The organism is Brevibacterium sp. ACRRH (assembly GCF_022346365.1).
GTDB lineage: Bacteria > Actinomycetota > Actinomycetes > Actinomycetales > Brevibacteriaceae > Brevibacterium > Brevibacterium paucivorans.
On sequence record NZ_JAKRMN010000005.1, the window covers coordinates 41,373 to 59,935 of the forward strand.

Consider the following 18,563-nt stretch of genomic DNA (forward strand, 5'->3'; position numbering starts at 1 on the left):
CTACCGCACTGATAAACTCGTTCGCGCGAAAATGGTCCAACCACCAGCAGGAGAGTTCATGGACAACTTCACGACCAACGACTTTGGCATACCCGTTGGTTCTGACCGGCACTCCTTGTCCCTGGGCCCCGACGGCCCGATCCTCCTCCAAGACCATTACCTGATCGAAAGACTCGCCCACTTCGACCGCGAGCGCGTGCCTGAACGTGTTGTCCACGCCAAGGGCGGTGGCGCGTTTGGAACGTTCACGGTGACTGAAGACGTGTCGTCTTTCACTCGCGCGGCCGTGTTTCAGCCAGGCACTAAGACCGAGGTGTTAGCCCGGTTTTCGACTGTGGCCGGTGAGCAGGGCTCGCCTGACACGTGGCGCGACCCTCGCGGGTTCGCGCTGAAGTTTTACACCACCGAAGGCAACCTGGACATCGTTGGCAACAACACCCCGGTGTTCTTCATTCGTGACGCAATCCAGTTCCCCGACTTCATTCACTCGCAGAAACGCAGGTCAGACTCTGGTCTGCGCGATAACACTATGCAGTGGGACTTCTGGACCCAGAACCCCGCCTCGGCCCACCAGGTCACGTACCTCATGGGTGACCGGGGTGTCCCGCGTTCGTGGCGCGAACAGAACGGATACGGATCGCACTCGTTCCAGTGGATCAACGAACAGGGTGAACGCTTCTGGATCAAATACCACTTCATTTCACAGCAGAAGTCCGCATTCATCGAAAAGTACGGCCACGAAGGCTTCTCCCAAGACGAAGCCGACCAGATGGCCAGCGTGGACGCCGACTTCCACCGCCGCGACCTTTTCGAAGCGATCCAAGACGGCAACTTCCCCAGCTGGGACCTCGAAGTTCAGGTGATCCCCTACGAAGAAGGCCTGAACTACCACACCAACATTTTCGACGTCACCAAGACCGTATCGAAGAAGGACTACCCACGCATCAAGGTGGGCACCTTGACACTGAACCGCAACCCGGAAGACTTCTTCGCTGAAATTGAGCAGGCCGCGTTCTCCCCGTCATCACTGGTACCCGGAACCGGACTGTCACCAGACAAAATGCTCATGGGTCGCCTGTTCAGCTACCCGGACACGCACCGTCACCGGATCGGCCCCAACTACGCACAACTGCCCGTCAACAAGCCACGCGCAGCAACCAAACGTAGCTACAGCCGCGACGGTGCCATGACACATGAAAACTACCCCAAGGAAATGGGCGAATACGCGACCAACACCTACGGTGGCCCACAGGCTGATTCAGAACGGGTCACGGAACAGAACATCACCGCGTTCTCCGGTGACGCAGTCCGCGCAGCCGCTACCTTGCGTGAGAACGACGGGGACTTTAACCAGGCAGGCGACCTGGTGCGCAACGTCCTCGACGACGCCGCTCGCGACCGCCTTGTGGGGAACATCGCCGGACACGTCATGGCGGTGACCGACGACCAGCTACTCCCCCGCATCTTCCAGTACTGGCGCAACGTTGACGCCGAACTGGGCGCACGCGTGGAGTCCGTGGTGACCGCTACGCGCGCTGAGCGTCAGTAAAACTCATAGTGAGCGAGTCAACCAGCTCAACAACCTGCTGCGTTTGACTCAATTCCGCGTTAAACGCCTGGACTTCTTCCGGCTGGGGCTCGCGGTTCACACGGACGGTGAGGGACACCTCGGGCCCGGAGGTCACCACGTTCGCCGACCCCACGCCCACGGCCACGGATTCAATCCAACTGTGACGCCCGGCAACCTGAGCCACCGCGTTCACCACCTGCGGGTTCGCCCACGCTGGCGTCCAGTCCAACCCTTGCAGCCACGCCCACAGCGCTGGCCTACGAATCAGGAAGGCCCGTTCACTTCCTGGATCGAGCACCACCAGTTGCGCGCCCTCTTCAACCGCGGCCGCGCCTAAGCGTTCCGCCTGTGTGGGCACCGGCCGGGCGTTTCCATGCCACGCCGTCAAGGCGCGAATCCCGGTGAAGGCCGGGGTGCATTCACGACCGTCGGCGGCCGCCAGCCTGACCATGGCCATTTCGCTCTTGTTGTCATGTACCAGCCCGCGTTCGTCAGTGGTGTGCTCGACGGCAGTGGGGAGCACCGGCGCGTACACGCGTTTTTCACGTAGCGCCCCGATGACCTGTTGGTGCAACGCCGGCTCAAACGGGCTCGCATGAACTGCGTCGAGGGCATCGATGAGCGCCTGGTCTGCTTCCCCCGTATCACCGGAAAACGGGTTGGGTTTAAGGTCACGCCCAACCCACGGCGTTCCCGCGGAATCGGCTGTGTTGGGTTCTTGGTGCTCGTGGCTCATTCGCTGGCGACGTCCAGGGCTTCAGGAAGCGTGAACTTCCCGGCGTACAATGCCTTTCCAACGATCGCAGAGTCGACGCCCACCGGCACCAGCTCACGTAGTGCAGCGATGTCGTCCAGTGATGCGATTCCACCTGACGCCACGAGCGGCTTCTGGGTCTTTTCAGCAATCTGCTTGAGCAGTTCCGTGTTGGGGCCGCGCAGGGTGCCGTCCTTAGTGACGTCGGTGACCACGTAGCGTGAGCACCCTGCTTCCTCGAGCGCTGCCAGCACTTCCCACAGGTCGCCACCGTCACGGGTCCACCCGCGAGCCGCCAGCGTGGTTCCACGCACGTCTAGTCCAACCGCGACCTTGTCGCCGTACTCGTTGATCACCTGCGCGGTCCACTCAGGGTTTTCAAGCGCCGCTGTACCGATGTTGACGCGTTCTGCACCCGTGTCGAGCGCACGTTCGAGGCTTTCGGTGTCGCGAATTCCACCCGACACCTCAACCTTGATGGACAGGGACTTGGTCACCTGTTCGAGCAACTTCTGGTTGGACCCACGACCAAACGCCGCATCGAGGTCCACGAGGTGAATCCATTCGGCACCCTGCTCTTCGAACGTGCCGGCAACTTCGATGGGCGAACCGTATTCGGTTTCCGTCCCCGCTTCGCCTTGCACCAGGCGGACCGCGCGCCCGTCGGCTACGTCAACGGCGGGAAGAAGGGTCAGTTTCGCTGAGTCTACGAGGTTGGTCATTGATTCTCCTTGCTGCGAACGTGCTTCAGCCAGTTAGTTAAGAGTGTGAGGCCCGCGTCCCCCGACTTCTCTGGGTGGAACTGGGTTGCCCACGTGGGCCCGTCTTCCACGGCGGCGATGAACTGTTCACCGTGGGTACATGTGGTGTTGAGCGCTCCGGGCACAGGCGTGTGTGCCGCGTATGAGTGGACGAAGTAGAAGTGTTCATGTTCGACACCTGCGAACATCGCTGACCCTTGTGCAGGGGTCACGGTGTTCCACCCCATGTGTGGAACGACTGGGGCTTTGAGGTGAGTGACCGTGCCCGGCCACAGTGCCACGCCCGAGGCGGTTGTCCCGTGCTCTGTTCCGGACTGGAAGAGGATCTGCTGGCCCACGCAAATGCCCAGTGTGGGCTTGTTCTGCTGGTGGCGTGTGCGCACAATGTCGTGGCCACCTACACGTTCGAGCGCATCCATGACGGCACTGAAGGCTCCAACCCCTGGGATCAGCAGGCCCTCTGCGTCCAGCGCAGCGTCACGCTCACCGGTGAGCGTGACCTGCGCTCCTGCGGATTCGAGCGCGCGAACCGCGGATCGGACGTTTCCCGACCCGTAGTCCAGCACCACGACCTGCGTCATTTGCGTCTCGCTAACAACGCATTGATGCGATAGAGCGAGAACCCGAAGATCACCGCCGCGACCACGACACCGGCCCACGCGATTGGGTTGATGTTAAGCGCCACGAGCGCACCGAGCACGATCCCAATAAACCCGACGAGCGCCACGACCATCCACAGAAGCGCGGTGCGCGCAAGGGCAGCGCGCTCCGGGGTCATGGTTGCCGCCGAGGCTTCGTACCTACTCATCGCCGTGACGTCGATGGCGCCCTCGGCAGTTTCCGGTTCAATCGTTTCGAGCAGTAGCTTCTCCACGATGCCCGGCAGGTTGTTCAATGCAAGCCCTGCGGGAACGTCAGCTTCGCGTTTGCCGTGACGGTAGTGTCCGGCGTCGATGTGTTCATCCGCACGGGTCAGCAACAAGACTTCGTGCTTCCCCGCCAGTTTGGAAATCGCCGAGGCTGCCCGGTTGCCTTCCTCGGTTGAGGACGACTGCTGCACGACCGCTGAAAAGTCACCGACCGGGACGACGTACCCGTCGATGTTGTTGAGTTTGCATGCAGCGGCAAGCTGTTTGGGCAGTCCAAACGGGGTGACGATGACAGTCCGGCTCACAAGGCTCCTTTTGTGGATGGAATGGCGTCGGTGCGCGGGTCAGGTTCGACTGCTGTGCGCAGTGCTCGCGCGAACGCTTTGAACTGGGCTTCGGCAATGTGGTGGGGGTCGCGCCCCGCCAGCAACGTCACATGAGCTGTCAGCCCAGCTGAAATACTTAGCGATTCTAACGCGTGCCCCACCATCGATCCGGTGAAGTGCCCACCGATCAGGTGATACTGCTGCCCCTCAGGTTCTCCTGTGTGAACAAAGTACGGGCGCCCGGAAATGTCGACCACTGCCCGCGCCAAGCTTTCATCAAGTGGCACATACGCGTGTCCGTACCTGCGGATACCAGCTTTTGTGCCAAGCGCTTCTTTGAGCGCTTGGCCGATCACAATCGACGTGTCCTCCACGGTGTGGTGGACGTCGATGTGCGTGTCGCCGGTTGCGTTGATCTCCATGTCAATGCATGAGTGCTTGGACAGCGCCGTGAGCATGTGGTCGAAGAAGGGAACGCCCGTTGAGATGGTTGAGGTCCCAACCCCGTCGAGGTTGAGGGTGACGGTAACGTCGGATTCCGAGGTCGTTCGAGTAACCGTTGCTGTGCGGGTCATGCCTGTCCTTGGAGGTGAGGGTGGGTGCGCGTCACGTCGGTGATTGCGCGAATGAATTCCGTGGTTTCGAAGTCGGTTCCCGCGTTGACGCGCAAGTGCCCGGGGATACCGTTGTTGCGCACCAGGACGCCGTGTGCGAGTAGCGCTTCGAACATCGCCTGCGGGTCCGTGACGTTTCCGAACATCAGGAAATTCGAGTCACTGGACACGACCGAGTACCCCAGTCCCGTCAACGCTTGACTCATGGTGTTGCGCGATTCCACAAGGCGTTCCACGTTTTCCAGCAGTGCTGGCGTGTGTTCAAGCGCTGCACACGCCGCCGCCTGAGTCAGGCGTGACAGGTGATACGGCAGACGCACCAGGCGCAGAACATCAATGAAGTCCGGATGCGCAACAGCGTAACCGACGCGCGCTCCGGCAAAAGCGAACGCTTTACTCATGGTGCGCGAAACCACCAAACGTGGGTTGTCTGGTAGTAGGTCGAGTGCAGTTTGGAATCCGGGCCGCGCGAATTCGGCGTAGGCCTCGTCGACAATGACGATGCCTGTCGTCACTTCAAGAACTGCTTCTACGACCTGAATCGGAGTTGAGCAACCCGTGGGGTTGTTGGGAGTACAAATGAAGGTGATGTCTGGCTTGTTCTCACGCACTGCGTTAACTGCAGTGTCGACATCGAGCGTGAAGTCGTCGTTGCGTGAGGCTTTGATCCATGTGGCACCCGTCGATGTGGTGATAAGCGGGTGCATCGAATAGCTGGGCTCAAACCCGAGTCCTGTGCGCCCTGGTCCCGCAAACGCTTGGACAATGTGCGAAAGAACTTCATTCGAGCCATTGGCTGCCCAAATCCATTCGGGCGGAATCTGGGTGAGCTCACCGTTGCCTTGCTTTTCCAGAACCGTGGACAGGTATTGCGACAGGAGCTCCCGTAGGCGAGTGAACTCACGATCCGGGTAGCGGTTGAGGTGTTGGAGCTGTTCCCCAAGGTTCTTTTGCAGCGCCTCAACCACGACTGGTGGAACGTCATACGAGTTCTCGTTGACGTTGAGGCGCACGGGCACATCATGCACTGGAGCACCGTAGGGCTTCGCACCGCGCAAATCGTTTCGAACCGGGAGATTTTCAACCACGCCACGAGTTTAACGTGAGGGCACTTCGAGCTTTTGTCCGGGTCGAACAAGCGAGCCGTCGAGGCCGTTGAGCGCCTTAATCTGCTTCACCACCTGGTCGGTGGGAACACCTTCACTGTGTTCACGTGCGATAGTCCACAGTGACTGGTCCTCCTGCACTGTCACCGTCACGGTCTGAGCTGATGCCCCACCTTCAGAAGCCTGCGCCGGCAACACGGCCAACGTAATAGCAAACGCCGCGACAACCAACGCAAGCACAACCACTAGCCGACGAACCGCATATGTGCGAGCCATTCGTGTCATCTCAATCCTCCATTCGAACTAATGTTCTATCGAATCTATGTTCTATTGAACACAACATTCGAACAAATGTCTACTGTTTCTCGAACAAATGTGCGAAAATAGATTCAAACGCGATCCCTTTCGCTTTCATACCTGACTGTTCCAGGAGGGTCTGACACAGTTTTTGGATCGCACGTTTTAGCAGGTCACACATTGGGAGGAAACGTGGCAGAGAAGGCAAAGCGGGGCCGGGGGCGCCCACGCAACGAAAGCGTCATCGCAGACATTCAAGAGCAAGAGTCACTGCACTCGCGCTCACTACCAGAAGACTCAATCTCACGCACCGACAGGCGACTGACCCCACGTCAGCGCCAAGTCCTCGAATGCATCGAACACGCCGTCTACACCAACGGCTACCCACCAAGCATGCGTGAAATTGGCCAGGCGGCGGGCCTGGCCTCGCTGTCATCGGTTGCCCACCAGCTCAACCAGCTGGAACGCTTGGGGTACGTCCGTCGCGACCCTAAACGACCTCGGGCCCTTGAAGTCGTCAACCCCGACGAAATTGAGTACAACAACAACATCACCCCAGAAACCTCCGCGAACACCGCACTGGTTCCTGTCGTGGGACGCATCGCGGCCGGTGGCCCCATCACGGCAGAACAGCACGTTGAGGACGTCTTCCCACTCCCCCGTCAGGTTGTGGGCTCAGGCGAAATGTTCCTCGTGCAGGTCGTAGGTGATTCCATGATCGACGCTGCCATCTGCGATGGCGACTGGGTCGTGGTGCGCAAACAGTCCACGGCCAACAACGGCGAAATCGTAGCCGCCCTGCTCGACAACGAAGCCACCGTGAAGACGCTCAAGCGCGAAGGCGGCAAGCAGTGGTTGCTCCCTGAAAACAAGGACTACGAACCCATCGACGGCGATCACGCGCTCATCATGGGTCTAGTCACCGCCGTTATTCGTCGGTTGTAGAAGCTGCAGCGGCACCAGCGCCGGCTTCCCCGGCAGCAACTCCCGTTGCGAGGCGCTGCAAGGCCTGCTTCACCAGTTCAGAGTTAGTAGTCCGCCACAGTGGCGGAAGCGAGTCGAGCAAAAACTTCGAATAGCCTGCTGTGCGCGCACGCGAGTCCAACAACGCAACCACACCGCGGTCGTGTGACGTGCGGATCAGCCTCCCAGCTCCCTGCGCCAACCGCAACGCCGCGTGCGTTGCCGACACCGCCATGAACCCGTTCGCACCTCTAGCCGCAGCGGCCTGAGTGCGCGCCTGCGACAACGGGTCGTCGGGGCGTGGAAACGGAATCCGGTCAATAAGCACCAACCGGTTGGTCAATCCCGGCACATCCACGCCCTGCCACAGCGACATGGTGCCAAACAGAACGGCCGAATCATCGGCGGCGAAGTCCCTCACCAGTACCGACAACGTGTCCTCGCCTTGCAAGTACACCGGGTAGCGCGTGCGCTCCCGCACAAACTGGGCGGCCTCTTCAGCGGCACGCCGGGACGAAAACAGTCCCAGGGCACCACCTCGGGACGCCTCAATCAGTTCCACGATTTCGTCCAACACCTGGACGTTGACCCCTGACCTGCCGGGTTTGGGCAGGTGCCCGGCCACGTAGAGGATCCCCTGCTTTTGGTAGTCAAACGGGCTACCCACGTCGATCGCGTCGTACCGGGGCGCATCCTCCCCAGCCAGACCCAGGGCAGCCGCAACCGGTTCAAACTTGCCACCCAACGCCAGGGTCGCCGAGGTCGCCACCACGGTGGACTCAGCAAACAACCCGTTCCGCAACGTACCCGCCACACTCAGCGGCGCCACAACGAGCGACGTAGTGGTGGTTTCCTTAAACGTATTCGTCGAAATCCACGCGACATCGTTGCTGTTGCGGTCCAACAACCGCTCCACTAGCTCATACGCTTCGTCAATACGCGCGCGTGCCATATGTCGCCCGGCGTCGGGCTCGGACTCCTTGGACACTCCCCCGACCTGCGAACTCAAGTCCCGCAACGCGTCATGCACGGCCGACAGCGCGTCGCCCAGGTCTTCTGGCCACACGCGCAACAGACCGGGCTCGTGCTCTTCCAGGGCAGCCGCAAACTGATCGCTGGCCTTGGTGAGCGCCTGAACGGTGTTCGCCGTGGCGGCCGTGTGCTTCTTAGCCGTCGACGCCACAGCGCTTAGAAGCGCATGCGTGATTGCCCCGGTGAGCGCGCCGGTCACACGGTCGCGCAGTTCGTGTGCCTCGTCGATCACCACCGCCGAATGCTCCGGCAACACCGACTGCTCCCCTTGCGCTTCAATCGCCAAGAGCGCGTGGTTGGTGACCACAATGTCGGAGTCCGCGGCCGTGTTCTTGGCGCGTTCGGCAAAGCACTCTTCGAACATGGGGCACGTGGACCCCAGGCAGTCAAACGAGTTCACGGACACCAGCGACCATGTCCGGTCGGACACGCCGGGCACCAGGTCGTCCCGGTCCCCCGTCGAGGTCGCATCGGCCCACTCCCGGATCCGCGCGATCTCGGCTTCGGTCGCGGTCATTGAGCCACCTCGGTGCCCTTCAATGTCAGCACCAACGTCGAACAACGCGGACTCTTCATCACCCGGGTACCCGCCTCCCAGCTTGTGGAGGCACACGTAGTTGCGCCGTCCTTTTAACACCGCCGAGGTGGGCTTCCGCCCGGTGATGGCCCCTACCGTTTTCGTAAGTCGGGGTAGGTCGCGTTGGATGATCTGTGACTGCAGGGCAAGTGTTGCGGTGGAGATGATGACCCGGTCACCGGTTCGCAGCGTGTATTCGACACTGGGCACCAGATAGCCCAGGGATTTCCCGGTTCCGGTGCCTGCTTGCACCAGCAGGTGCGTCTGGTTGTCCAAGGCGCTCGATACTGCTTGGGCCATGGTGGTCTGGCCTTCGCGGTGGGTTCCGCCTAGGGCATCTACGGCTGCGTCAAGGAGTTGTTCTACGTCTGAGCTCATGTGGTTCACCCAAAGATATGTGGGTCGACCATGTCTGGCTGTCGAAATTGTTCGAGTTCGTGCAGAAGATCGGGCTCCACCATGGCCACCAGTAGCGTGCCCTGAGAGGTGTATTTCTCAGACTCAACCGTGCCTTCGTCGTGGGCCCGGGCAATGAGCTCACCACGGTCGAACGGGATGAGTGCGGTGATGTGGTGGGACGGGCGCGGCAACAGGTCATCGATGCGGTCACGAAGCTCGTCGATCCCCTGCCCCGAGTGCGCGGACACAACGACGGCGTTTGGGTACGTGTTGAGCACGCGCGCCAGGGTGTCTGGATTCGCGATATCGGCTTTGTTGAAGACGATGAGTTCAGGAATGTCTCCGGTTTCGGCTTCGTTGAGCACTTCGTGTACCGCCCGAATCTGAGCCAGTGGGTCCGCGTGGGAGGCGTCGACAATGTGAAGGAGGAGATCGGCATCCGAAGCCTCTTCCAGCGTGGAGCGGAAGGCTTCAACGAGCTGGTGGGGCAGGTTGCGCACAAACCCCACCGTGTCGGTGTACGTGAACACACGGCCATCGGCTGTGTGTGCCTGACGGACCGTGGGGTCCAGGGTGGCGAACAGTTCGTTCTTCACCATGACCCCGGCGTCCGTGAGCCGGTTGAGCAAGGAGGACTTACCAGCGTTGGTGTAGCCCACGATGGCCACACTGGGCACCTTGTTGCGTGTGCGGTTGGAGCGTTTGGTTTCGCGGGCTGGCGCCATCGCCTTGATCTCGCGGCGGAGTTTAGCCATGCGCGTGCGAATCCGACGACGGTCGAGCTCAATTTTAGTTTCACCAGGTCCGCGGGACCCGATTCCAGCACCTCCGGCCACACGACCACCGGCCTGCCGGGACATGGAATCACCCCAACCACGCAAACGCGGAAGCAGGTACTCCAGCTGCGCTAACTCCACTTGCGCTTTACCCTCGCGGCTTTTAGCGTGTTGGGCGAAAATGTCCAAGATCAGGGCAACTCGGTCAATCACTTTGACCTTGACCACGTCTTCCAGCGCACGGCGTTGGCTGGGCGCAAGTTCGGTGTCGGTAATGACGGTGTCGGCGCCAACGCTGGCGACGATCTGGGCGAGCTCTTGCGCCTTTCCGCGTCCCAAGTACGTGGACGGATCAGGGGTATCGCGTCGTTGCAAAACCCCGTCGAGTACACGTGAACCGGCAGTTTCAGCTAGGGCGGCGAGTTCGCGGAGCGAGGTTTCTGCTTCTTCGGTTGAACCTGAATACACTCCTGCGAGCACCACGTTTTCAAGTCGAATCTGCCTATATTCGACCTCGGTAATGTCTTCGAGTTCGGTCGATAGTCCGTTGACACGTCGTAGTGCTTCACGTTCTAGAAGATCAAGCTGACTGTAGTCGTCGCTTGCGAGGTGGTCATCCGTCAGTGAGTCGGAGGCTCGGGACAGCACCCTGTCGATCATTTCGCGGTGCTTATCTGATTGCATTGAGCTCTTTCTGTCGATAGCTAGAGACATTATTGTTTCACACTGGTGCTTTAGCATGATGGGGTGAACGATCACTACTTCTCATCTCAACCGCACACTGCGTCGAAGCCTCGCACCATCACGGTGCGTCTTGCTGGTCGCGAAGTTGACGTCACCACTGATGCAGGCGTCTTTTCCCCGTCGCGACTGGATCCTGGCACCGCGGTGTTGTTGAAGAATCTGCCTGCTCCTCCTACCGGGGACATTCTGGATTTGGGGTGCGGTTGGGGCCCCATCAGCCTGCAAGCCGGTCTCGAAGCACGTGATGACGACACCGATGTGCGCGTGTGGGCATTAGACGTCAATGAACGCTCCTTATCGCTGACCCGTGAGAACGCGAAGACCGCCGGCCTGGCGTCTGTCACTCCCGTGCTCGCCCAGGACATTCCGGACAGCGTCCAGTTTTCAGCGATCTGGTCGAACCCGCCCATTCGTGTGGGCAAGGAAGTGCTGCACGACCTTCTTTTGACGTGGCTTCCGCGCCTGGTTCCCGGCGGTGAAGCGTGGCTTGTGGTGTCCAAGAACCTGGGTGCTGACTCGCTGGCCACGTGGATGGTAGAGAATCTGCCGGGTGGCTGGGATGTGCGCAAGGAGGCGTCTGCCAAAGGCTTCCGCGTTTTGGTGGTTACAAAACCGGAAGATCCCGAGGTGTGACTTCGTAAGTGATGACCGCCGGCCCTGACAGCGCCACGGTTTCCCCTGTGATGTCGATGCGAACTGCCCCACCGGGTTGGTGGACCGTCCATGTGGTTGGGGCTTGTGGGCCGCGCCCGGCCCACACGTAGGCTGCCAACGCCGAGGCGCACGCGCCCGTTCCGCACGCGTGGGTTTCGCCAACTCCACGTTCATGTACACGCATCCGCAACGTCCCTGTTGTGGGGTCGTTGTCCGGTTCGATCACGATGTATTCGACGTTGGTTCCCGCTGGTGGCACGGGTTCGACGTGCGGGAGTTCGTGCAGTTTAGCGGCTTCGAGTTCTTCTGCGTGAGCCAGCGCGACCACGGTGTGCGGGTTACCCATGTCCACGGTCAGCCCTGGACGGGCTACACGGACTCCGGGCGTTTCGACTGTTGCGTCGAACGCTTCACCGCCACCAGGCAGTTGCCACTTGCCCATGTCGACTTTGTACCAGGGCTCGTCTCCGCCCAGTGGGTCGGGAATCACCGTGACGTGCTTGATGCCCGCCCGAGTTCCAACCGCAAACGACTGCGACTGCACGAGGTCGTATGTCCGCAGGTAGTGGGCAAAAACGCGCACTCCGTTTCCGCACATTTCGGCGATTGAGCCGTCCGCGTTGCGGTAGTCCATGAACCATTCGGCACCACCGTCATGAGCCATGTCCCCGGCCTCTTCACCCAGTGCCGCGCTTCGAATCACACGAATGACCCCGTCGCCACCAATCCCGGTGTGGCGGTCAGCAAGCGCGCGCACGCCATCCGGGTCTAGCGCGTGCTCACCGTGTGGGTCGTGGAGGAGAACAAAGTCGTTGGCGGTTCCGTGTCCTTTAACGAGTTGTCCGTCAATCATGCTGTCTCCTTGATGTAGTCAAGCGCGTTCTGTGGCGTGTGCGGGTCGGCGGCGTCAAACCACTGAATGCGCGGATCGCGCCGGAACCAGGTTTCTTGTCGTTTCGCGAACTGGCGGGTTCGCGTCACTGTTGAGTCAATGGCTAAGTCGGCACTCATTTTGTCGTCGAGGTAGTCAATGATCTGCGCATACCCAATTGCGTGTCGCGCGGTTTTGCCGTCCCGCAGCCCCTGGTCGAGCAGCGTGCGCACCTCGTCGACCCAACCGGCGTCCCACATAAGGTGGACACGGTCGGCAATGCGCTGGTGCAGGGTTTCGCGGTCTTGCGCCAGCCCCACCTGGATAGTGGGGGTGAAGTACGTGTATTCGGGCAGTTCAGAGCTGAACGTGTCGCCCGTCAGTGCAATCACTTCAAGCGCCCGCACGATCCTCCGCGCGTCGGTAGGTTTGATTGTGCTGGCCGCTTTGGGGTCGAGCTCTTCGAGCATCGTATGCATGTCGTGAAGCGCTCCGGCGTCGGCAATTCCTTCCAGCCGAGCCCGCATCGCCGGGTCTGTTCCGGGAAAGTTCATGACGTCGGTTGCCGCTCGCACGTAGAGTCCCGATCCGCCAACAATGATGGGGGTACGCCCCCGCTGGTGGATCTGGTCGATCAGGGCACGCGCACTGCGTTGGTATTCACTGACCGCGGCGTCCTGCGTGACATCCAGGATGTCGAGCAGGTGGTGTGGGACTTCCGCGCGTTGTTCGGGTGTCACTTTCGCGGTCCCAATGTCCATGCCGCGGTAGAACTGCATGGAGTCTGCGTTGATGATTTCGCCATCGAGGTGGTGAGCCAAAGTAATTGCCAGGTCTGATTTGCCTGTTGCGGTGGCCCCCACAACGTTGATGACGGTCACGGTTAGTTTGCTCCTACTCGGATGGTGGGCAGTCCCAGGTTCGTGGGTCCCGAGGTGGCAGCCCCTCCCGTGGTTCCGCAGCTTTCTGCTTGGGAGAGGTCCCACGCGTCGCCAGCCGGTGTGCGCCTCACGGTGTATTCCGAATCGCTGATGAGAAAGTACGGTTTCGCTTCGGTCACCGTTGCTGTCACGATGTCGCCGGGACGCGCGTCCAGTCCTTCTTGAGCCCGCACGTGAACGAGTCGGTTGTCGCGTGCTCGACCGGACATGCGCCCGTGTTGCGGGTCGGGTCCGCTGTTGACGAGTACTTCAACCTGATTGCCCACGCACGCTTTGTTTTCTTCCCACGCGATCTGGTCTTGAAGTTCGACCAGGCGTTCGAACCGATCTTGCACCACGTCTTTTGGAATCTGGTTCTCCATGGTGGCAGCCGGCGTACCGGGGCGGATCGAGTACTGGAACGTGTACGCCTGCGTAAACCGGGCTTGGCGCACCACGTCCATGGTCAGTTCGAAGTCTTCCTCGGTTTCACCGGGGAATCCAACAATGATGTCGGTGGTGATCGACGCGTGCGGAATGCGTTCGCGTACCTTGTCCAGAATGTTCATGAAGCGTTTGGTGCGGTAGGACCTGCGCATGGCTTTCAGCACGGTGTCCGACCCTGACTGCAGTGGCATGTGCAGCTGTGGCATGACCGTTGGGGTTTCGGCCATCGCCTCAATGACGTCGTCGGAAAACGCAGCCGGGTGTGGGCTGGTAAAGCGCACGCGTTCAATTCCCGGCACTTTGCCCACTGCGCGCAGAAGTTTGCTGAACGCTTGGCGGTCACGGAATTCAGTTCCGTAGGAGTTCACGTTCTGCCCCAGCAAGGTCACCTCGATGACACCTTGTGCAGCCAAAGCTTCGACTTCAGCGAGGATGTCACCTGGGCGACGGTCCTTCTCTTTTCCGCGCAGGTGAGGCACGATGCAGAACGTACACGTGTTGTTGCACCCCACGGAGATGGAGACCCAACCAGAGTGGGTCGATTCGCGCCTAGTGGGAAGCGTGGAGGGGAAAACTTCGAGGCTTTCCTTGATCTCAACTTGAGCTTCTTTGTTGTGGCGCGCGCGTTCCAGGAGCACGGGAAGTGAGCCCATGTTGTGCGTTCCGAACACCACATCGACCCATGGGGCACGTTCCACGATGGTGTCGCGGTCCTTTTGCGCCATGCACCCACCCACTGCGATCTGCAGTTCTGGGTGGCTTTCCTTCACTTCTGCTAAACGGCCCAGGTTCCCGTACAAGCGGTTGTCGGCGTTTTCGCGTACCGCACAGGTGTTAAACACCACGACATCGGCTTGTTCATTGGGCTGGGCTGGCGTATATCCAGCGTCGTCGAGAAGACCTGAGAGGCGTTCAGAGTCGTGAACATTCATCTGGCACCCGTATGTTTTCACTTCATAGGTGCGGTTTAGTACGTCAGTCATCAGACCTACATTCTACAGGGCTGCCCACTGCACAACCGCTCAGGTTTCGTCGAGTGCGCGCAAGGTCACATCCATGCTGATGCTCTGCGGGAACCCGCGTCTGGCAAGCATCGCAAGAATACGTCGCAAGCGCGTCTCACGCGGTAGCCCCACGGTCGAACGCGCCTTTTTCAGCGCCACCCCGAAAGCCACCTCGTGCTCGTCTTCTACCTGGTCGAGAGCGTAACGAATGTGTTTGTCCGCGACCCCACGCTTAGCGAGCTCACGCCGCAGCGCAGACGTTGACAGATTCCGCTTTTCGCGGTGTACCCGCACGTAATTCTGCGCGTACTCTTCGTCGTTGAGCAACCCTGCTCGTTGCAGTTTGGCCAACACACGTTCAACAGCGTCTTCAGCGTGTTCCCGCGCGATGAGCTTCTTTCGAAGTTCGTCAACCGAATAGTCACGCACACTCAAAATGTTCAAAGCCCGTTTCTTGGCTTGTTTGTATTCCGGGTCGTGCGCCTGTGGATCGGGTTCCGGCTGAGCGCCGTGCGCCTCGATCTTGTCGATCGACTGTTGTAGCGATTCAATGAGCTGTGCGCTACTCACGAGTTATCACTCCTGAGGCTTCTGTTCCTCGGTTTCGTCTTCGATAATGCCAAGCTTCATGAGGATCTTGGTCTCAATTTCGTCGGCGAGTTCAGGATTGTCACGCAAGAAGTTACGAACGTTCTCTTTACCCTGCCCAAGCTGGTCCCCCTCATATGTGAACCAAGAGCCAGACTTGCGCACGATTCCGTTCTCTACACCCATGTCGATGATGGAACCTTCGCGTGAGATCCCTTGACCGTAGATGATGTCGAATTCGGCCTGCTTAAACGGAGGCGCAACCTTGTTCTTCACCACCTTTACGCGCGTCTTGTTACCTACTGCGTCGGTGCCTTCTTTCAAGGTTTCAATCCGTCGCACGTCGAGGCGCACAGATGCGTAGAACTTCAGTGCCTTACCGCCCGAGGTGGTTTCCGGCGAACCGAAGAACACACCCACCTTTTCGCGGAGCTGGTTAATGAAGATGGCAGTGGTCTTGGAATGCGCCAGAGCACCCGTGATTTTGCGCAGCGCTTGCGACATGAGGCGGGCTTGGAGACCCACGTGCGAGTCACCCATTTCACCTTCGATTTCTGCCTTAGGAACAAGAGCCGCGACCGAGTCGATCACGATAATGTCCAGCGCGCCTGAGCGGATGAGCATGTCGGCGATTTCAAGTGCCTGCTCACCGGTGTCTGGCTGCGAAACCAGAAGCTGGTCTGTGTCGACTCCCAGTTTGGCCGCGTATTCCGGGTCAAGCGCGTGCTCAGCGTCAATGAACGCTGCCAGACCGCCGGCCTTCTGCGCGTTCGCAACGGCGTGGAGCGCAACGGTTGTCTTACCGGATGATTCTGGGCCGTAAACTTCGATCACACGGCCGCGTGGCAGTCCCCCAATTCCGAGCGCCACGTCGAGCGCGAGCGAACCGGTCGGGATTGCTTCAATGGGTTGGCGTTCCTGCGAACCCAAACGCATGATGGAGCCTTTTCCGTACTGGCGTTCCACCTGGCTGAGCGCAGTTTCGAGTGCCCTTTGTTTGTTGTCGGCACCAGCGTTTGCGTTACTTGACTTTGTCGCCATGGTTCCTCCTCGTGATGGTCTAGTTGCACTCTATGAGGAGGCACTGACACAGAAATTCCTCACAAAGAAAAATGTGGAAAACTCTCCCGTTTGCCACACTTAATGTCACAGAACCATCGTACGCGAAAATTGAACACACATTCGAACATTGCGTGCAAAACCACCCGCGTGTCGCGAATCAAAAGGGATTCGACCGTGGCTTTTTATCTGTCCCCAGACGACGACTTTGTGGCACACCTGTTGCGTCACACACAGCGAGCCACACAGTTTTAGGGTCCTCTCCTCGCTCAAGTGCTTCATGAGCGGTGAGGGACCCTAATGAACTCAGCGCCAAATCAGTGTGGAGTGACGCCGCACGAACCGAGCCGAACTCGTCGTTCATCAGCTCCCAATAAACACTGTGGCGCACAGAAGACCTTTCCGTTACATGCGACTACCTGCGACCGGGGCACACAACACCCCGGCCCACTGTCATCACTACTATCGCTGTTGTGCGAAAGCTCGCTTCGCTACCCCACCGGGCACATCGATCTGTTCGAAGTTGTCTGGCACCGTGTCGGGAACGAGAACGCCTTCCGACAGGGCAATCTTGTCGGCAACTTCGCGAAGAAGAACCGATACGGGCATGTCCAGGGCTTCACAAATGGACGCGAGCAGTTCAGACGATGCTTCTTTTTGCCCGCGTTCAATTTCACTCAAGTACCCCAGCGACACACGTGCGTCCATCGAGACATCGCGAAGAGTTCGGTTCTGACGACGTCGCGCAACGCGCAGGGTGTCGCCGATCTCGGTACGGAGCAGGGTCAAAATAGCCTCCTCAGGCGACGTGGTACGTGTAGAGGTGTAACCGTACCGGTACGTGGTTTATTCCAACAACCCTACAGTGCGTTCGGTTTCGCGCTAAACCTCAGAGGTCGTCTTCCACAGGATTTAAAGAAACTCCGCAGGAAGTGATGCGCAACAACGCTTCACAACACGCGTCAACAGTCTTCTGTCGAATCGCCGCTCGGTCCCCTTCAAACGCATGCTCACACACGCTTTCGTCATCCCCAGTCACCACGGCGATGAACACGGTACCAACCGGTTTGCCATCTTGTGCGTCAGGTCCGGCGACACCCGTGCAGGCCACCGCAACATCCGCCTCGCACGCCCGCTGAGCGCCGCGCGCCATCTGGAGGGCCACCTCGGCGTCCACGGCCCCGACCGTTTCCAAAAGCCCAGCATCAACGCCAGCCAGCGCAGATTTCACATCGCTGGCGTACGTTACCAGACCGCCACGCAGAACCTTCGACGCGCCCGGCACGGTGGCCAGCGTCCCCGCGACCAGCCCGGCCGTCAAGGATTCGCACGTTGCAACCGTGAGCCCGCGCTGCGTGTACGTGTGAACAACGCGCGTGGCCAGGTACCCGGTGTCAGTGGCCATTCGGCGCCTTGCCCGAGGTGTTAGTTGAGTTTGCGTCCGGGTTTACGTCAGGCTTCGCGTCCGTGCTGGTCGCTCCCGAGGTGTTAGTTGAGTTTGCGTCCGACTTCACGTCCTTGCTTTGGCCCGCTTCCTTCTTGATCTTCTGGGCCTGCAAAACGTAGTCGACACCGGTGAGTACGGTGATAACAACGGTGAGCGTGAGCGCGAATCCGGCGATGATCGCGTAGACGAACATGAAACCGGCGGGGGTCACCACGGCCAGTGGCAAGGCGGCGATATACAGCGCCACGGTCACCGTCTGGAGCACGGTCTTGATCTTTCCGCCACGCGAAGCCGGCATGACCTCGTACTTGAGCATGAACATGCGCATGACGGTGATACCGATTTCGCGCACCAGAATCACCACGGGAACCCACCATGGCAGAGCCCCCACGATCGCCAACCCAATGAATGCGGCGGCCATGAGGGCTTTATCGGCGATGGGGTCGGCGAGCTTCCCAAAGTTGGACACAATGTTGTACTTGCGGGCGATGTCACCGTCGAGTTTGTCGGTAAACATTGCCACAAGGAACACGCCCAGTGCCCACCAGCGCAGGGTTGGATCCTGCCCGCCGTGCATGAGCAAGAGCACGGCGAACACCGGCACCATGATGATGCGCAACACCGTCAACGCGTTGGGCACGTGCTGCATGCGTGTGCGCGTAGCGGCAGCGCGGTTGCGTTCTTTACGCGTCACCGAGGTGGTTTCCGGCTGACCCGCCGAGGTGGTTTCCAGCTGACCCTGTTTGTGGTCTGGGGTACTCATATCTCTTAGCTTATCGACCGAT

Annotated in this window: 21 protein-coding genes; 3 read left to right on the plus strand and 18 right to left on the minus strand. The window is 59.8% G+C overall.

Features of this window, described 5'->3' with window-relative positions; translation table 11 throughout:
* The first annotated feature begins 58 nt into the window (after positions 1-58).
* Positions 59-1,549: a catalase gene (locus MHX53_RS06270; RefSeq protein WP_239271611.1), complete on the plus strand. Its 1,491-nt coding sequence runs from the start codon at positions 59-61 to the stop codon at positions 1,547-1,549.
* Here the strand turns inward: MHX53_RS06270 and MHX53_RS06275 are convergent.
* From MHX53_RS06275 to MHX53_RS06305, 7 genes are read right to left on the minus strand one after another with little or no spacing between them, the layout of a single operon-like run.
* Positions 1,527-2,306 (minus strand): SseB family protein, encoded by a 780-nt coding sequence (locus MHX53_RS06275; RefSeq protein ID WP_239271612.1) that lies wholly within the window; start codon positions 2,304-2,306, stop codon positions 1,527-1,529. The two genes, MHX53_RS06270 and MHX53_RS06275, sit on opposite strands and share 23 nt — an antisense overlap.
* A complete protein-coding gene (gene priA / locus MHX53_RS06280) occupies positions 2,303-3,046 on the minus strand; it encodes a bifunctional 1-(5-phosphoribosyl)-5-((5-phosphoribosylamino)methylideneamino)imidazole-4-carboxamide isomerase/phosphoribosylanthranilate isomerase PriA (protein ID WP_239271613.1) in 744 nt (247 codons plus the stop codon). The genes MHX53_RS06275 and priA overlap by 4 nt, the downstream gene beginning before the upstream one ends.
* Positions 3,043-3,666 carry an imidazole glycerol phosphate synthase subunit HisH gene (gene hisH / locus MHX53_RS06285; protein WP_239271614.1) on the minus strand — a complete coding sequence of 208 codons (624 nt, stop codon included), beginning with the start codon at positions 3,664-3,666 and terminating at the stop codon, positions 3,043-3,045. The genes priA and hisH overlap by 4 nt, the downstream gene beginning before the upstream one ends.
* Positions 3,663-4,259, minus strand: coding sequence for a hypothetical protein (locus MHX53_RS06290; protein ID WP_239271615.1), 597 nt, complete (start codon positions 4,257-4,259; stop codon positions 3,663-3,665). The genes hisH and MHX53_RS06290 overlap by 4 nt, the downstream gene beginning before the upstream one ends.
* Complete coding sequence (hisB, locus tag MHX53_RS06295) at positions 4,256-4,855, minus strand: imidazoleglycerol-phosphate dehydratase HisB (RefSeq protein ID WP_239271616.1); 600 nt, start codon at positions 4,853-4,855, stop codon at positions 4,256-4,258. The genes MHX53_RS06290 and hisB overlap by 4 nt, the downstream gene beginning before the upstream one ends.
* Positions 4,852-5,982, minus strand: coding sequence for a histidinol-phosphate transaminase (locus tag MHX53_RS06300; protein ID WP_239271617.1), 1,131 nt, complete (start codon positions 5,980-5,982; stop codon positions 4,852-4,854). The genes hisB and MHX53_RS06300 overlap by 4 nt, the downstream gene beginning before the upstream one ends.
* 9 nt (positions 5,983-5,991) lie before the next feature.
* The gene (locus MHX53_RS06305) at positions 5,992-6,285 is read right to left on the minus strand and encodes a LysM peptidoglycan-binding domain-containing protein (protein WP_239271618.1); all 294 of its coding nucleotides are present in this window, start codon (positions 6,283-6,285) and stop codon (positions 5,992-5,994) included.
* Between the two features lie 282 nt (positions 6,286-6,567).
* Here MHX53_RS06305 and lexA point away from each other — a divergent pair, with 282 nt between their 5' ends.
* The gene (lexA, locus tag MHX53_RS06310) at positions 6,568-7,242 is read left to right on the plus strand and encodes a transcriptional repressor LexA (RefSeq protein WP_219722381.1); all 675 of its coding nucleotides are present in this window, start codon (positions 6,568-6,570) and stop codon (positions 7,240-7,242) included.
* Here lexA and MHX53_RS06315 read toward each other — a convergent pair.
* Together MHX53_RS06315 and hflX are read right to left on the minus strand one after the other, a co-directional pair.
* Positions 7,226-9,247: an ATP-dependent DNA helicase gene (locus MHX53_RS06315; RefSeq protein WP_239271619.1), complete on the minus strand. Its 2,022-nt coding sequence runs from the start codon at positions 9,245-9,247 to the stop codon at positions 7,226-7,228. The genes lexA and MHX53_RS06315 overlap by 17 nt on opposite strands.
* Positions 9,248-9,252: 5 nt before the next feature.
* A complete protein-coding gene (hflX, locus tag MHX53_RS06320) occupies positions 9,253-10,728 on the minus strand; it encodes a GTPase HflX (protein WP_239271620.1) in 1,476 nt (491 codons plus the stop codon).
* A 63-nt stretch (positions 10,729-10,791) separates the two neighbouring features.
* Here hflX and MHX53_RS06325 point away from each other — a divergent pair, with 63 nt between their 5' ends.
* A complete protein-coding gene (locus MHX53_RS06325) occupies positions 10,792-11,421 on the plus strand; it encodes a methyltransferase (protein WP_239271621.1) in 630 nt (209 codons plus the stop codon).
* Here the strand turns inward: MHX53_RS06325 and dapF are convergent.
* From dapF to pgsA, 9 genes are all read right to left on the minus strand, one after another.
* On the minus strand, positions 11,393-12,295 hold the full coding sequence (gene dapF, locus MHX53_RS06330) for a diaminopimelate epimerase (RefSeq protein WP_239271622.1): 903 nt from the start codon (positions 12,293-12,295) through the stop codon (positions 11,393-11,395). The genes MHX53_RS06325 and dapF overlap by 29 nt on opposite strands.
* On the minus strand, positions 12,292-13,194 hold the full coding sequence (gene miaA / locus MHX53_RS06335) for a tRNA (adenosine(37)-N6)-dimethylallyltransferase MiaA (protein ID WP_239271623.1): 903 nt from the start codon (positions 13,192-13,194) through the stop codon (positions 12,292-12,294). The genes dapF and miaA overlap by 4 nt, the downstream gene beginning before the upstream one ends.
* Positions 13,195-13,196: 2 nt before the next feature.
* Complete coding sequence (gene miaB / locus MHX53_RS06340) at positions 13,197-14,663, minus strand: tRNA (N6-isopentenyl adenosine(37)-C2)-methylthiotransferase MiaB (protein ID WP_239271624.1); 1,467 nt, start codon at positions 14,661-14,663, stop codon at positions 13,197-13,199.
* 39 nt (positions 14,664-14,702) lie between these two features.
* A complete protein-coding gene (locus tag MHX53_RS06345) occupies positions 14,703-15,254 on the minus strand; it encodes a regulatory protein RecX (RefSeq protein ID WP_239271625.1) in 552 nt (183 codons plus the stop codon).
* A gap of 6 nt (positions 15,255-15,260) precedes the next feature.
* Positions 15,261-16,313 carry a recombinase RecA gene (recA, locus tag MHX53_RS06350; RefSeq protein WP_239271626.1) on the minus strand — a complete coding sequence of 351 codons (1,053 nt, stop codon included), beginning with the start codon at positions 16,311-16,313 and terminating at the stop codon, positions 15,261-15,263.
* 178 nt (positions 16,314-16,491) lie between these two features.
* Positions 16,492-16,722: a DUF3046 domain-containing protein gene (locus MHX53_RS06355; protein WP_239271627.1), complete on the minus strand. Its 231-nt coding sequence runs from the start codon at positions 16,720-16,722 to the stop codon at positions 16,492-16,494.
* A 71-nt stretch (positions 16,723-16,793) separates the two neighbouring features.
* Positions 16,794-17,120 (minus strand): helix-turn-helix domain-containing protein, encoded by a 327-nt coding sequence (locus MHX53_RS06360; protein WP_102238789.1) that lies wholly within the window; start codon positions 17,118-17,120, stop codon positions 16,794-16,796.
* Between the two features lie 100 nt (positions 17,121-17,220).
* Positions 17,221-17,736, minus strand: a complete 516-nt coding sequence (locus tag MHX53_RS06365; protein WP_239271628.1) for a CinA family protein — start codon at positions 17,734-17,736, stop codon at positions 17,221-17,223.
* Positions 17,726-18,541 (minus strand): CDP-diacylglycerol--glycerol-3-phosphate 3-phosphatidyltransferase, encoded by an 816-nt coding sequence (gene pgsA / locus MHX53_RS06370; protein WP_343212356.1) that lies wholly within the window; start codon positions 18,539-18,541, stop codon positions 17,726-17,728. The genes MHX53_RS06365 and pgsA overlap by 11 nt, the downstream gene beginning before the upstream one ends.
* Positions 18,542-18,563: the final 22 nt, after the last annotated feature.